Origin of the sequence: Mesorhizobium sp. M0062, assembly GCF_040323125.1 — a bacterium.
Classification (GTDB): domain Bacteria; phylum Pseudomonadota; class Alphaproteobacteria; order Rhizobiales; family Rhizobiaceae; genus Mesorhizobium.
This window is the reverse complement of the sequence record NZ_JAMYUO010000002.1, coordinates 43,215-56,469: the sequence shown is the minus strand read 5'-3', so window position 1 is coordinate 56,469 and position 13,255 is coordinate 43,215. Positions and strand designations below refer to the sequence as shown.

Annotated in this window: 15 protein-coding genes; 9 read left to right on the top strand and 6 right to left on the bottom strand. The window is 63.6% G+C overall.

Features of this window, described 5'->3' with window-relative positions; genetic code table 11:
* Nucleotides 1-9: 9 nt before the first annotated feature.
* On the top strand, nt 10-492 hold the full coding sequence (greA, locus tag NKJ64_RS02430) for a transcription elongation factor GreA (protein ID WP_023683799.1): 483 nt from the start codon (nt 10-12) through the stop codon (nt 490-492).
* 47 nt (nt 493-539) lie between these two features.
* On the opposite strand, the gene NKJ64_RS02425 is transcribed toward greA, so the two are convergent.
* Both NKJ64_RS02425 and NKJ64_RS02420 read right to left on the bottom strand, forming a co-directional pair.
* Nucleotides 540-1,118 (bottom strand): hypothetical protein, encoded by a 579-nt coding sequence (locus tag NKJ64_RS02425; protein WP_245263542.1) that lies wholly within the window; start codon nt 1,116-1,118, stop codon nt 540-542.
* A 218-nt stretch (nt 1,119-1,336) separates the two neighbouring features.
* Nucleotides 1,337-1,972, bottom strand: coding sequence for an FMN-dependent NADH-azoreductase (locus NKJ64_RS02420; RefSeq protein ID WP_023672454.1), 636 nt, complete (start codon nt 1,970-1,972; stop codon nt 1,337-1,339).
* A 109-nt stretch (nt 1,973-2,081) separates the two neighbouring features.
* On the opposite strand from NKJ64_RS02420, the gene NKJ64_RS02415 reads away from it, so the two are divergent.
* Entirely contained in the window at nt 2,082-3,038 is a 957-nt protein-coding gene (locus NKJ64_RS02415) for a LysR family transcriptional regulator (RefSeq protein ID WP_023683802.1), read from the top strand.
* On the opposite strand, the gene NKJ64_RS02410 is transcribed toward NKJ64_RS02415, so the two are convergent.
* On the bottom strand, nt 2,971-3,597 hold the full coding sequence (locus tag NKJ64_RS02410; RefSeq protein ID WP_023701145.1) for a TetR/AcrR family transcriptional regulator: 627 nt from the start codon (nt 3,595-3,597) through the stop codon (nt 2,971-2,973). The genes NKJ64_RS02415 and NKJ64_RS02410 overlap by 68 nt on opposite strands.
* Before the next feature lie 66 nt (nt 3,598-3,663).
* On the opposite strand from NKJ64_RS02410, the gene NKJ64_RS02405 reads away from it, so the two are divergent.
* A complete protein-coding gene (locus tag NKJ64_RS02405) occupies nt 3,664-4,089 on the top strand; it encodes a VOC family protein (protein ID WP_023672457.1) in 426 nt (141 codons plus the stop codon).
* Nucleotides 4,090-4,183: 94 nt separating this feature from the next.
* Entirely contained in the window at nt 4,184-5,095 is a 912-nt protein-coding gene (locus NKJ64_RS02400; protein ID WP_023672458.1) for an arginase family protein, read from the top strand.
* A 4-nt stretch (nt 5,096-5,099) separates the two neighbouring features.
* Here NKJ64_RS02400 and NKJ64_RS02395 read toward each other — a convergent pair whose 3' ends face one another.
* Nucleotides 5,100-6,050 carry a S1C family serine protease gene (locus NKJ64_RS02395; RefSeq protein WP_352446394.1) on the bottom strand — a complete coding sequence of 317 codons (951 nt, stop codon included), beginning with the start codon at nt 6,048-6,050 and terminating at the stop codon, nt 5,100-5,102.
* A 169-nt stretch (nt 6,051-6,219) separates the two neighbouring features.
* On the opposite strand from NKJ64_RS02395, the gene NKJ64_RS02390 reads away from it, so the two are divergent.
* The 3 genes from NKJ64_RS02390 (at nt 6,220) to NKJ64_RS02380 (ending at nt 8,794) form a co-directional block, all read left to right on the top strand.
* Nucleotides 6,220-7,092, top strand: a complete 873-nt coding sequence (locus tag NKJ64_RS02390; RefSeq protein ID WP_352461910.1) for a S1C family serine protease — start codon at nt 6,220-6,222, stop codon at nt 7,090-7,092.
* 8 nt (nt 7,093-7,100) lie between these two features.
* On the top strand, nt 7,101-7,808 hold the full coding sequence (locus NKJ64_RS02385) for a helix-turn-helix transcriptional regulator (protein ID WP_352446398.1): 708 nt from the start codon (nt 7,101-7,103) through the stop codon (nt 7,806-7,808).
* 119 nt (nt 7,809-7,927) lie between these two features.
* A complete protein-coding gene (locus tag NKJ64_RS02380) occupies nt 7,928-8,794 on the top strand; it encodes an SDR family oxidoreductase (RefSeq protein ID WP_023697090.1) in 867 nt (288 codons plus the stop codon).
* A 130-nt stretch (nt 8,795-8,924) separates the two neighbouring features.
* Here the strand turns inward: NKJ64_RS02380 and NKJ64_RS02375 are convergent, their stop codons facing one another.
* Nucleotides 8,925-9,440, bottom strand: coding sequence for a TIGR00645 family protein (locus NKJ64_RS02375; protein ID WP_023672463.1), 516 nt, complete (start codon nt 9,438-9,440; stop codon nt 8,925-8,927).
* A 326-nt stretch (nt 9,441-9,766) separates the two neighbouring features.
* Nucleotides 9,767-11,977 carry an OmpA family protein gene (locus NKJ64_RS02370; RefSeq protein WP_352461909.1) on the bottom strand — a complete coding sequence of 737 codons (2,211 nt, stop codon included), beginning with the start codon at nt 11,975-11,977 and terminating at the stop codon, nt 9,767-9,769.
* A gap of 202 nt (nt 11,978-12,179) precedes the next feature.
* On the opposite strand from NKJ64_RS02370, the gene NKJ64_RS02365 reads away from it, so the two are divergent.
* Together NKJ64_RS02365 and NKJ64_RS02360 are read left to right on the top strand one after the other, a co-directional pair.
* Nucleotides 12,180-12,626: a YcgN family cysteine cluster protein gene (locus NKJ64_RS02365; protein WP_023672465.1), complete on the top strand. Its 447-nt coding sequence runs from the start codon at nt 12,180-12,182 to the stop codon at nt 12,624-12,626.
* 220 nt (nt 12,627-12,846) lie between these two features.
* On the top strand, nt 12,847-13,191 hold the full coding sequence (locus NKJ64_RS02360; RefSeq protein ID WP_023672466.1) for a hypothetical protein: 345 nt from the start codon (nt 12,847-12,849) through the stop codon (nt 13,189-13,191).
* The last annotated feature ends 64 nt before the right edge of the window (nt 13,192-13,255 follow it).

Here is a 13,255-nt window from a genome sequence, read left to right as displayed (position 1 = left end):
TATCGACAATTGAGCGTAGCGTTTGCCAAGGAGGAAAGCGCCGAGGCAGCATCGGAAACCATCCTGCCGGCTCGCCCTGTCTCCGATCGGGTCAACCTTGTCACGGAAGCGGGCCTCAAGACGCTGCAGGTTGAATTGACTCGCGCCCAGCAAGCTCTCGAGGCCGCTAGCGTGCTGGAAGATGTCAATGAGCGGCGACGCCAGTCAGCGGTTCCGGTTCGAGATATGCGTTACTATGCCGAGCGCGTCCGTACGGCACAGCTTATGCCGGTGCCCACCTCTAATGAGGTGATCGCCTTCGGGCACACCGTTACCTTCAAACGTGATGATGGCCGCACTCAGACCTTCCGCATCGTCGGAGAGGATGAGGCCAACCCGTCTGAAGCTTCCATATCGCATGGTTCGCCGGTTGCCATCGCGCTGACCGGAAAAACCGTTGGCGACTTTGTCCAGCTAGGGCCGCGCGAACTTGAGATCCTGTCCATTTCCTAGGACGCAGGTATGATGCGCGACCGAGGCCGGTGCACCTTGAGACGTGATCAGATGCCCGCAATTGCCAAAAGCCAAGCCAGGATGTCGAGCAGCAGAAAAACCAGCGCAATCTGCAACGCCAGCCGGAGCCGCTGGATAATTCGCCAGTTGCCGGCCATGTCCGCCTTGATCCGAAGGGCAAGCGCGCGGCGCATGGCCGACATTGTCGTCGGCCTGTCGCTGTCGACATATTGATCAAGCAGATCTTCCGGATCGAAGCGGAATGTATATTGGTGATAGGGCCAAAGCATGAAGACGATCAGCCCGCCGATGCCGAACAACAGGGCCACTGCGGTCCAATCCCAAAGCCCAAGCCCGTTGGAAAGCGCCGCACCGCCGAGTAGCGAGTTGGCAAATGCGGTGGCCAAGACAAGGCTGCCGGCGCGGGTGCTCATGTTCTCCACAAGCGTCTGCTGTTGAGTGAGACCTCTCACCGCCTCCTGATAGATGAACGCGAGACGCGGATCGTCGTCGGCAACAGCGCTTGCGACAATTCCGTTGTTCTCTCCTCCACTCGGACATTCGGCCATAAGTTGCCTCTCTGTTTTGACAGGGTTGCACGAGTTTAGCCCGATCCGTCGGTGCAAAAACAGATTGGCCGTGGACCAACGGCAAATCCGATGGCGATGCCGGGGGCTCCAAGCCTATGAGGGCCAGCTGATGAACGGGCAAGAATAGTTGGCAGCCATCGAAAACCCCGCCACGAACACCACGCCATCTGCCGGTGGACCCTGCTCTCGGCCCCGGACAGCAAGAAGGCAGGCGCCGAAGCGCCTGCCTTTTCAATGCGAATGACGGGGTGTGCTTACGCGGCGATTTGCGCGCTCGCGGTCTTGGCCACCACGGCATCGACCTTGGCGGTCGCATTGGCGAGCGCGGCGGTCACGGCGTCGGGACCCATGCCGACGCCTTCGATCCGGATGACGTCGACGTCGGTCATGCCGAGAAAGCCGAGCACGCCGCGCAGATAGGGGATGGCGTGATCGAACTGCACGGCCGCACCTTCGGAATAGATGCCGCCCGAGGCGAGTACGATATAGACCTTCTTGCCGGTGACGAGGCCCTTGGGACCACCCTCGCCATAAGAGAAGCTCTTGCCGGAGCGGGAGATGTGATCGACCCAGGACTTCAGGGTCGAGGAGATGTTGAAGTTGATGAAGCCGGTGGCCAGGATCACGGTGTCGGCTGCGAACAGTTCGTCAAGCACGATGTCGGAGACGCCGACGACTTCGGCCTGGCGCGGCGTGCGGGCTTCAACGGGGGTGTAGATGCCGGTCGCATAATCGGTGTCGATATGCGGCAGCGGGTTGGCCACGAGGTCGCGTACGACGAGCGTATTCGACGGGTCGGCGGCGACGAGCTTTTCAGCGAATTCGGTAGCGATACGGGTCGAGTGCGAGGCAGCGCCGCGCGGGCTCGAGGTTACAAGCAGGATAGACATAGCGGTTCTCTCCAGTGGGAATTGATTTCTCCCGCCTGATATGGGCCTACCGACCCATTCAAAAAACTGGTATATTTTCTATACGATCCATCCATAAAGTAGGTATGCCGTGCAGCCCAATCCGACGCTCGACCAATTGCAGATCCTGGTTGCGGTCGCCGACACCGGCAGCTTCTCAGCCGCCGGCCGCAAGCTTAACCGCGCGCAGTCCGTCATCAGCTACGGCATCGCCAATCTTGAAGCGCAGCTTGGCCTGAAACTGTTCGAGCGCGAGGGCACGCGCGAGCCGCAGCTGACCGAAATCGGCCGGGCGATGCTGGAGGACGCCCGGCGCATGGTCGGCGTGCTGCAGCGCATCCGTTCGCGTGCCGACGGTCACCATCAGGGGCTGGAGGCTGAAGTTGCGCTATCGGTTGACGCGGCGCTGCCCTCGCCGGTGCTGGTGCGGGTGCTGAAGGCGTTCGAGGCGCAGTTCCCGACCGTGATGATGCGACTGCATATCGGCACGCTCGGTCTGATCCCCGACCATGTCGTCAGCGGACAGTCGGATCTTGGCATCGGTGGCTTGCTGGGCGAGGTCGACGTGCATCTCGTGCGCATCGGCTTCATGTCGATCGTGCTGGCTGCCGCCCCCACCCACCCTCTGGCACTGCTGCCGAAACCGGTGGCGCTCGAGGATGCGCGAGAGCACACCCAGCTGGTTGTCAGCGACCAGTCGGAACGCACCAAGGGACGCGACTTCGGCGTCTTTGCCTATCGTACATGGCGGCTGACAGATGTGCGTATCAAGCATACGTTGATGCGCGAGGGGCTGGGCTGGGGCGGGTTGCCGCGCTGGCTGATCGCGGACGATTTGGCCAGCGGCAGGCTGGTCGAACTCGACCTTGAACCCTTTAGCGAGGTGCGCTCATCGCTCTATGCCATGCACCGCGCCGACCGCAGCCCGAAACCGGCGGCGGCCTGGCTGATCGACCAGTTCAAACGCCAGCTCGGCTGCTTCAACGAGTTCGACCCGGACGACCTGCCTGAGGATGAGCCGGAGACAGCCCATCGATCAGAGCCATGAGCACGGCGCGATAGTCTTTGGCCGAGGCGCCGGCCTCGACGGCAAGTGCTGCGCGGTCGAAGGCAGCGGCGAGCAAAGCGGTCAGCGCATCGGCCGGCAGTCTGGTCATCGACTGTTCGCGCATTGCCGCAACCAGGCCTTCGCGCAGCGACCGGTTGCCGTGGCGATTGTCGATCGCATCCATGGCGGCGCGGCCAAGCACGGCCGGCCCGTCGAGCAGCAAAAGCCGCGTGCGGCCGGGCGCGCGCATGGCGGCGAGATAGGCGTCCGAGCCGGCAATCAGCGCATTGCGGGCAAACAAAGAAGGCGGCGAGGCGCGCTCGATCTCTTGCGCCACCGCCGCCGCCTCCTGCTCGACCACGGCGGCAAACAGCGCCTGCTTGTCGGCAAAGTGGTGATAGAGCGCGCCGCGGGTGACGCCGGCGGCCGCAACGATCTCCGGCGTGCCGGTCTCGGCATAGGACTTTTCGATGAACAGTTTGCGCGCCGCAGCGATCAGGTCGGCGCGCGTCGCTTCGGTGCGGTCGCGGTTGGAGCGGCGCGGGGTTTCTCGTTGCATACATGCAGCCTGTATGTTATTTCGAATTACATGCAAACTGTATGTTGGCTAACGGGAGAAAGAAAGATGAAGACGACGAGCTATTATCCGGTGCTGATGACGGGCGACGTAGCCGGCACAAAAGCCTTCTATATCAATCACTTCCGCTTCAAGCCGCTGTTTGCGAGCAACTGGTATGTGCATCTGCAGTCTGCCGAGGATCGCCGGGTCAATCTCGGTATCGTCCAGGGCGACCACGAGACGATCCCCGAGGGGGGGCGCGGCCGCACATCGGGGCTGCTGATCAATTTCGAGGTGAGGGATCCTGATGCTGTCTATGAACGGATCGTTGCGGCCGGCCTGCCGATCCTGTGCCCGCTGCGCGACGAACCCTTCGGCCAGCGCCATTTCATCACCAGGGATCCCAATGGCGTGCTGATCGACGTCATCAAGCCGATCCCGCTCAGCCCGGAATTTCAGGCGCAATTCGCGGCGGGCGCGGCGGGCGCCTGAACAATGGCAGCAAATGTCGGCAGCGGCTCCGGCCGCTGTGGCCGGACCCGCACCATGCGGTCTATGTTGGTGATGTTGAAGCTGGGCCTGCCGCATGCGTGACATCTGCCTTGTTCGTGCGCCATCCAATCTCGGCCTTCGGCCCTTGGAGCCGGGCCATGTGCCCGGCACCTGGCGTGCGCCGCAGGCGCTGAGCGAAGCTGGTTTGATCGAGTCGCTGGCGCCGGGGCGGGTGGTCGATCTCGACAGACCCGCCTACAGTACCGAACCGCAACCGGGCACTAGGCTGCGTAATGGTCCGGCGATCCGCTGCTTCAACCTCGATCTTGCCGAGATCGTCACCGGTGCGCTTGGGCAAGGCGAGTTCCCGCTGATCATCGGCGGCGACTGCTCGATCCTGCTTGGCGCACTGGTCGCCGCGCGGCGCTCGGGCGCGGTCGCCCTGGTCCATGTCGATGGCCACAGCGATTTCCGCCATCCCGGCAACTACGATGTCAATGCCTCACTCGGCTCGGTTGCCGGCATGGATCTGGCACTTGCCACCGGACGCGGCGAGGCTTTGCTGGCGCAATGGCCAGGTGTTGTCGGTCCGCTCGTCGCCGACGAGGCGGTGGTTCAGATCGGCGAACGCGAGAGCCGCGATGCCGATTTTGCCTGGCCCGACATCAATGCGACCGCCGTGACGCGCATCGACGTCTTTGCCGCGCAGGAACTCGGCGCGGCTGGAGTGTTGCAAAAGACAAGAGCGACGCTGGCGCGCGCCGGCTGTCCCTACTGGCTGCATCTCGATGTCGATGTGCTCGACCAGACGGTGATGCCGGCGGTGGATTCGCCCGGCAGCCCCGGCATCGACCCCGATGAACTCGTTGCCATTCTGTCGGCGCTGACAGCGGACCAGCGCTGCACCGGCTTGGACATGACGATCTACGATCCCGACCTCGACCCGACCGGTGACCTTGCGCGACTGCTGGTGTCGCTGCTCGGGCGGGTGCTCAACCCTCGATAAGGGCTCAACTCGCCCTTGCTACCGGCGTCACCGTCACCTGGCTGACGCCGGTGCGGCGCACCACGGTGCACAGCGTCTCGCGGCCGATGCGTTCGGCGTCGAGCATGCGCACGAGGTCGTCGACGCCGGTGACCGGGCGACCGTCTATTGACGCGATGATGTCGCCTTCCCTGAGGCCGGCCTTCGCCGCGGGTCCGTCTTTCTCGACGCTGCGCAGCCGTACCGCCGTACTGGTGGTCACCTGCGACAGAAGGGCGGCGCGGCGCGGCAAACTGGTGGTGTCGGCCGAGATGCCGATGAAGGCACGGCGCACGCGGCCGAAGCGGATGATCTCCGAAATGACGAAATTGGCGGTGTTGGAAGCGACCGCGAAGGCGATGCCTTGCGCGCCGTGGATCATGGCGGTGTTGACGCCGATGACCTCGCCTGCCGACGACACCAGCGGTCCGCCGGAATTGCCGGGATTGAGCGCGGCATCGGTCTGGATGACATCGTCGATCAGCCGCCCGGTCGAGGCGCGCATCGAACGGCCAAGTGCGGAGACCACGCCTGACGTTACGGTCCATTCGAAGCCGAGCGGATTGCCGATGGCAATGGCGATCTGGCCGCGCCGCAGCCGCTTGGAATCGCCGAGCGGCGCGACTTCGGTGAAGCTGCCATCGGCGCGCACCAGCGCGATGTCGGTGTCGGGGTCGCGGCCTAGCACACGGCCTTCGCTGGAGGCGCCGTCGGGCATAGAGACGCGCACCGTTTTGGCATCGCCAACGACATGGAAATTGGTGACGACCAGCCCGTCCGGGGTGATGACGAAGCCGGAGCCATGGCCACCTTGGCCACCGACGCGCTCGATGCGGCAGACGGCTGGGCCGATGCGGTCGACGGCGTCGGCGACTGTCGTCGAATAGGCGTCGAGCAGTGTGTCGTCGGTTTCGAACTTGTGGGCGGCGAGGGCCATTGGCGGGGCTCCGTGTTTTCAGGCGCGATGATGACTATATGTGCGGAGCGGCTCGAACTGCCGCGACCTGACCAGATGGCCAGTCAAACCAGTAACTAGCCGTCAGACGAGTACCTCCGGGCGCACTGCCGAGCGATATCTGGGGCATGAGAAAACCCAGGAGATCATCATGAGTGACTTCAACCTTAATGCATTTTCCGAGGCCATCGCCGATCTCGCCGCCAAGGCTGCGCCGGCAACGGCAAGTTTCACCACCCATCACCATCGCACCGCCAGCGCCTTCCACTGGCGTGACGGCTGTTTCGTCACCGCCGAGGAAGCTGTCGAGGCCGGTGAGGAGATCGAATTGACATTGGCTTCGGGCGAAGCGGTGAAGGCCGAACTGGTCGGTCGCGATCCGTCGACCGGCGTAGCGCTTCTGAAGCCGGCCGGCGCGGCCGCGGCGCCTGCGCTCGCCAAGGCGGATGGGGTGCGGCCGGGCAACGTCGCCATCGCTGTCGGCAGCAGTCAGGGCTCGGCGCTGGCTGTCTCGGGCTCGGTCGGCGAGGTCGGCCCCGCCTGGCGCTCGATGCGCGGCGGCACCATCGATCGGCGCATCAATCTCGCCGTCAATGCCGGCGGCCGTTTCGAGGGCGGGCCGGTGCTTGACGCCAAGGGCGCGCTGATCGGCATGCTGCTGTTTGGGCCACGTGGTCGTGCGCTGGTCATGCCTTATGAGACGATCGAGCGGGCCGTGGCGACGCTGCGTGAAAAGGGCCATGTCGCGCGCGGCTATCTCGGCGCCGGCCTGCACCCGATCCGTGACGGCGCGGCGCGCGGCGCCATGGTCATGAGCCTCGACGACAATGGTCCGGCCAAAGCCGCCGGCCTTGCGCTGGGCGACATCATCGTGGCGTGGAATGGCGAGGCCGTGCACGGCCCGCGCGAACTGATCCGAAAGCTTGGGCCGGATAGCGCGGGCGCTGCGGTGACGCTCGGCGTGGTGCGCGGCGGCGAGCAGCGCGACGTCGCGCTGACCGTCGGTGAAAAACCGCTGAGCTGAGAGGGCCGATGGAAAGCGACACGCTGACAAGGCCGGAGGCGGGTGGGCCGGAGGTGGGTGGGCCGGAGGTGGCGGGCGGCGGACGCCAGCTCGTGGTGCTGATCGCGCTGCACGATGCCGCGCGTGCCGAGCGCCTGTCAGCTTCGCTTGCCATGGCGGACGATCTGCTTCCGGTCGTAGCCGGCAGCGGGATTGCCGACGTCGCTGTCGTCGATGACGCTGTTGCGAACAGTGCGGCCTGGCTCGATCGGGCCGATGGTGGCAACAGCGCAATCCCACGGGTGCTGCTATCCGCGAGCGCTGGCCGGCCGGAAAACCGGGTGCTTGCCGTGCTGCCTTTGGCGTCGGATGCGAATCTGATCGCGGCTGCCGTCAGACTGGCGGCGGCCGGCTACCGGGTGTCCAGGGATGGGCGTTCGACGCCCGCTCGCCACGACGATTTCGATGCCGCCGCCAACGGCGGAAGCCATAGCGGGCTGTTCGGCGAGGAGCCGTTGGACGATGGCGCTACCGCCCGTCCGGCGCTGTCGCCGCGCGAGGCCGAAGTGCTGGCGCTGCTGGCCGAAGGCGCACCCAACAAGGTGATCGCGCGGCGGCTGAACATCTCCGTGCACACGGCAAAGTTCCACGTCGCCGCGATCCTGATCAAGCTGGGTGCTGCGAACCGCACGGATGCCATCGCGATCGCGATGCGGCAGGGCCTGGTGCTGGTCTAACCCCCTTTTCCGTTTGAGCCTACGTTGCGTAACCCGTTGCAGGCTGCCGAGGCCTTGCGCAGTGCATTGCCGCCGCGCAATGGTTCGCGTCAGTGATGTAGCAAGGGAGGTGCCAAGACATGTCGCTCAAGGGAAAGACGCTGTTCATCTCCGGCGGGTCGCGCGGCATCGGTCTTTCGATCGCGCTGCGAGCTGCGCGCGACGGCGCCAATGTGACGGTCGCGGCCAAGACCGCCGAGCCGCATCCGAAGCTGCCGGGCACGATCTACTCGGCAGCTGAGGAGATCGAGCAGGCCGGCGGCAAGGCGCTGCCTGTTTTGTGCGACATCCGCGAGGAGGCGCAGGTGGCTGAGGCGGTTGCCAAGACCGTCGAAAAGTTCGGCGGCATCGATATCTGCGTCAACAATGCCAGCGCCATCCAGCTCACCGGCACGCTGGAGACGGACATGAAGCGCTACGATCTGATGCACCAGATCAACACGCGCGGCACCTTCCTGGTGTCGAAAATGTGCATTCCGCACCTGAAGTTGGCAAGCAATCCTCACATCTTGAATCTGGCGCCGCCGCTCGACATGAAGGCCAAATGGTTCAAGAACCATGTCGCCTACACCATGGCCAAGTTCGGCATGTCGATGTGCACGCTGGGGATGAGCGCCGAGTTTGCCAAGGACGGCATCGCGGTCAATTCGCTGTGGCCGATCTCGACCATCGACACGGCTGCGGTGCGCAATCTGCTCGGCGGCGCGACGGTGGCGGCGATGAGCCGCTTACCCGACATCATGGCCGATGCCGCACACGCCATCTTCCTGCGGCCATCGCGCGAGACATCAGGCAATTTCTACATCGATGAAGAGGTGCTGCGGGCCGAGGGCGTGACCGATTTCGCGGTCTATGCGCCGGGCGCGACCGGGCCGCTGGCCGGCGACTTTTTCGTGCCGGACGCGGTATTTGCCAATTCGCCGACGAACGTCAAAAGCATCTACTGACGGAAATCACGGGCCGACGGCGCTGCTTCCTCATCCACCTGCCGGCGTTTTTCGAAAAACCAAGCAATTGGCTTTTCGCCCGCTGTGCGGACCAGCCTCACCTCCCCATGAACGGGGAGAAAGGGGCTCATCACTCCTCGCCCTTCTTGCCTTTGCTCAGTCCCATCAGCCGGTCGATATAGGCCAGCATCAGCGCCGAGACGACGAAAGCGAGGTGGATGATGGTCAGCCACATCAGCTGGTCGATCGTATAGGAAGACGAATTCAGGAACACCTGCAACAGGTGGATCGAGGAAATAGCGACGATGGTCGAGGCGACCTTGACCTTCAGCGAACCGACATCGATCGTACCCAGCCAGTGCACACCGCCATCCTGGTCGTCGAAGCGGCTGACGAAATTCTCGTAGCCGGAGATGATCACCATCACCACCAGCGAGGCGACAAGTGCGGCGTCGATGAGGCCGAGCATCTTCAGGATGGTGTCGGTGTCGTCGAGTGTGAAGGCGACCATGACGAACTCGTAGAGTTTTTTGCCGAAGGACAGCGCATAGACGGCGAGCGCTAGGGCCAGCCCGATGTAGAAAACCACCAGCAGCCAGCGTGAGGCGAGGATGATCGATTCGATGGCGAGTTCGAGACGTTTCATGCAGCGGTTCCGGTCAGCTTTCTGAGGTCGACTGGGGTATTTCGATCAGCTTGCCGCAGTTTGCAAGGCAAATTGCGACGCAAAAAAACCCCGCCGGGAGGGCCGGCGGGGTTCAATGCATCCCGCTGGAGTCGGGACGGGGCAGGGAACGCCCAGGCTTGAATCTGGGGAGGGCGGCCGCTCTATTCAATGAGCCGGTTCTAATACCAGTACAATTCTTGCTGAACCGGGATTGCTGTCCGCAGCTCGACCCATCCCGATCTGCCGGGATGGGTCCTTGTTGTCGATCTGATTCCAGAAAGCTGCTCAAGCCATTGGAAAGCAGATCAATTGTTACTCGCCACCGGTGCCACCAGCGAGGTGATGCGACGGATGCCGACACGGCGGTTCTCGCGGTTGGGCGCCGTGGTGTTGACCTTCAGGTATTCCTCGCCATAGCCCTGAGTGGTCAGGTTTTCCGGCGGGATCCCGAAGGCATTGGTCAGCGCTTCGGCGACAGACTCAGCGCGCCGGTCGGACAGAGCAAGGTTTGCTTCCGGCGTGCCAACCGCATCGGTGTGGCCTTCGATCAGGAAGGTTTCGGCCGGGTTCTTCTTCAACAGTTTCTCCATGGCCGTGGCGACGCCTTCCAGTTTCTGCACTTCGGTGTCGGATATCGAGGCCGAGCCGAACTCGAAGTTCAATGTATCGAGGTCGACGCGACGGGCAATGTCGCGCACGCGCGCCGAACGCTTCACTTCGTCGATGGAATAGAGGCGCTGGACCTTCTCCACCGGCGGTTGTTCGAGGAACTCGTAATAATCGTCCGGGCTTTCGACATCTTCCGAATCGAGGATGTACTCGCGGCGCGGGATGGTGAGCCGCATCGGCGGCAGGTCGTCACCGGGATCGCGCCAGTCATTGTCGTCGTCATAGCTGCGCTCGTCGACATAGCTCAGCACATATTCGTGCCCATCCGGCGTGATGCGCGATCGCCTGATGACGTCGCCATTGCGGTTGCGGATGGTGACGATCTGGATGCCATTGTCGCGCTCGACGATTTCCCGAGAGCGATCGCCCGACAGTTCCTCATAGTAAACATTCCTGGCGCCGCGGTGCATGCGCGGAGCGTCATTGCTTTCCACGACCGTCTGGTTGTTGAACTGCAGGATGACGCGGTCGCCGAGTTCCTTGACGACGTCGACGCCTTTCGGACGCCGGCGGTCGCGGACGTTCTCATCGGGTGCACGCTCGACGCGTTTGCCTTTTTCCTCCGTCACCGGGGCGATCTTTTCTGGCTGAATTGCCTGCTGAGCTGACTTGTCGTCGGTGGGCGGCGGTCCCTGGTCGACCGGAGCCGGCTTCGGGGCTTGCGCCTCGGTGCCGCCCTGCGCGGGCTGCTCGCCCGTCTGGCCGCCAGCATTCTGGCCGTTCCCATTTTGGCCGTTCCCATTTTGGCCGTCGCCATTCTGGCTGTTGCCGCCCTGGTCCTTGCGGTGCTTGCGCCTGGCATCCTTCTGGCTGTCCAGGATGGGTGCTTCGTCGGGGTTGGCCGTGGCTTCGCCTTGCGCCGGCGTCTCACGTTGCGCGGGCTGCTCGGCATTGGCCGGTTGCTCCGCAGGCTGTGGTTCACCGGTCGCAGGCTGCTGTTCGCCCGTCACCGGCTGTTCGCCGACAGTTTTTTTGCCGTGCTTTTTCGCCTGATCCTTCGGCTGTTCACCTTCGGCGGGAGCCGCTTGCTGATCGGCCGGGGGCTGAATCGGCTCGGCCTGCGGCGCGGGCTCTTCGGCAGGCGCAACTTTGACGTCTGGCGCTTTGTCGGCAGGCGCGGCCTCGATCTGCTGATCCTGCTTGCGCTTTTTCTTGCCCGACTTGTTGTCGTTTGCCGGCGCCACCTGTTCGGTGGGCGCTGCCTGCTCGGCAGGCTGCTGGGCCGGCTGTTCAGCGGGCGCCGCTTCGATCTGCTGTTGGTCGCGCTTCTTCTTGCGTGGCTTTAGCGGCTGTTCTTCATTTGCCGGAGCTACCTGTTCGGCCGGTTGTTCAGCCGGTGCTGCCTCGATCTGCTGCTGGTCACGCTTCTTCTTGCGTGGCTTGAGCGGCTGCTCATCGGTCGCCGGCGCTGCCTGGGCGCCGCCCTCATCCGCAGGCGCCGCCTCGATCTGCTGCTGTTGATTGCGCTTCTTTTTGCGCGGCTGCTGTTCCTCGGCGGCAGGTGCGGCCTGTTCGGCCGGGGCCTGCTCGGTCTGCTGCTGATCCCGCTTCTTCCTGCGCGGCTGTTGTTCCTCGGCGGCAGGGGCGGGTTGCTCTGCAGCCGGTGCAGGCTGCTCGGCGGCCGGCGCTGCCTGTTCGGCCTGCTGGCGTTTCTTTTTGCGCGGCAGTTCCTGGTCGGTCTGCTGACCATCTGCAGCAGGGTCGTCCTGGACCAGGATCAGTGGCGCGGCCGTGTGCTGCAAGGGGCCGAAAACGGCGTTGCCCTGCAACGGGGATGCGCCCAACGGCGCGGATGCCATAAGCAGGCCAAGTGCCGTACCTGCCAGTACCCGTGGTTGGCGTTTCATCTTAAATTCTCCTTGTGGGGTCCCATCCCTGCCCAAACTGTCCTTGACCGGATTGGTTCCGGTTTGCGGGCATTACCCGCACCCAAGGACGATTGACCGGCGTTTTGAAGGCAACTTCATGTTTTTCCTATGGTGCGGCCGGAATTTGAAGTCACACAACAGCTTGACCTTGCCGCATGCGGAGGCCACATCTCGACCCATAATGGAAACGCCGTTCTGGAAGACCAAGACGCTGGAAGCGATGACGCCCACCGAGTGGGAATCGCTGTGCGACGGCTGCGGAAAATGCTGCCTGTCTAAACTCGAGGACGAGGATACCGGCGAGATCTACTGGACATCAGTCGGCTGCCGGCTGTTCGATGGGCAAAGCTGCCGCTGTTCGGACTATGCCAACCGGCTGGCGCGCGTGCCGGACTGTGTCGGGCTGACGCCGCAGAATGTGCGCACCATCACGTGGCTGCCGAAAACCTGTGCCTACCGGCTGGTTGCCGAGGGGCACGATCTCTATTGGTGGCACAGGCTGGTGTCGGGAAGTGCCGAGACCGTTCATGATGCCGGCATCTCCATGCGCGGCCGCGTCCGCGCCAGTGAGACCGATCTGGCCGAGCCGGACGACTATTTCGACTATATGCTCGATGACGAGCCCTGAGCATTCTGGAACGGACGCTGCCATAGGGCGTTCTGCGCCATTGGACGTTTTTGACGGTCAGGATCGTTTGCAGCGGTGGAAGGGGCGGTTGCTTTCAACCTGTCGGGCAGATTAACCGAAAATGAACGGCCGGTTCGCGAAGAGTTCAGATTGCAAGGAGCATTCTCCCCCCATCGGTTCGACCAAGACGGGCGCAAGCCCTCAACAAGGAGAGAAGACAATGTTCAACTCATTCAAGACAGCAGCCCTTTCGGGTCTCGTAGCTCTCGGCACCCTTGCCGCAGTGCCCGCCCAGGCGGACTCGATCTATCTCGGCTTCGGCAACAACCATGACCGCCGCGTCGGCGTCTACACCGGCGACGATGAGGACGGCTTTCGCCGTGACCGCAATTGGCGCCGCTGCTCGCCGGATCGCGCCCTCGACAAGGCCGAGCGCATGGGCCTGCACCGCGTCCGCATCGTCGATGTCAATCGCCGCGTGGTGAAGGTCGCCGGCCGCCAGTATGGCGATCGCGTAGTGGTCGTGTTCGCCAATGAGCGCGGCTGCCCGGTTATCTATCGCTAAGAGAACCAGACTGATCTTCTGCGAAGATCAGTCTGGGATACGACCTTCTGCGAAGGTCGATCCG

Coding starts and splice junctions, on each gene's coding strand:
- NKJ64_RS02370 (WP_352461909.1), bottom strand. CDS start 11,977: ATGAAACGCCAACCACGGGTACTGGCAGGTACGGCACTTGGCCTGCTT.
- NKJ64_RS02380 (WP_023697090.1), top strand. CDS start 7,928: ATGTCGCTCAAGGGAAAGACGCTGTTCATCTCCGGCGGGTCGCGCGGC.
- NKJ64_RS02360 (WP_023672466.1), top strand. CDS start 12,847: ATGTTCAACTCATTCAAGACAGCAGCCCTTTCGGGTCTCGTAGCTCTC.
- NKJ64_RS02385 (WP_352446398.1), top strand. CDS start 7,101: ATGGAAAGCGACACGCTGACAAGGCCGGAGGCGGGTGGGCCGGAGGTG.
- NKJ64_RS02405 (WP_023672457.1), top strand. CDS start 3,664: ATGAAGACGACGAGCTATTATCCGGTGCTGATGACGGGCGACGTAGCC.
- NKJ64_RS02400 (WP_023672458.1), top strand. CDS start 4,184: ATGCGTGACATCTGCCTTGTTCGTGCGCCATCCAATCTCGGCCTTCGG.
- NKJ64_RS02375 (WP_023672463.1), bottom strand. CDS start 9,440: ATGAAACGTCTCGAACTCGCCATCGAATCGATCATCCTCGCCTCACGC.
- NKJ64_RS02390 (WP_352461910.1), top strand. CDS start 6,220: ATGAGTGACTTCAACCTTAATGCATTTTCCGAGGCCATCGCCGATCTC.
- NKJ64_RS02395 (WP_352446394.1), bottom strand. CDS start 6,050: ATGGCCCTCGCCGCCCACAAGTTCGAAACCGACGACACACTGCTCGAC.
- NKJ64_RS02410 (WP_023701145.1), bottom strand. CDS start 3,597: ATGCAACGAGAAACCCCGCGCCGCTCCAACCGCGACCGCACCGAAGCG.
- NKJ64_RS02420 (WP_023672454.1), bottom strand. CDS start 1,972: ATGTCTATCCTGCTTGTAACCTCGAGCCCGCGCGGCGCTGCCTCGCAC.
- NKJ64_RS02365 (WP_023672465.1), top strand. CDS start 12,180: ATGGAAACGCCGTTCTGGAAGACCAAGACGCTGGAAGCGATGACGCCC.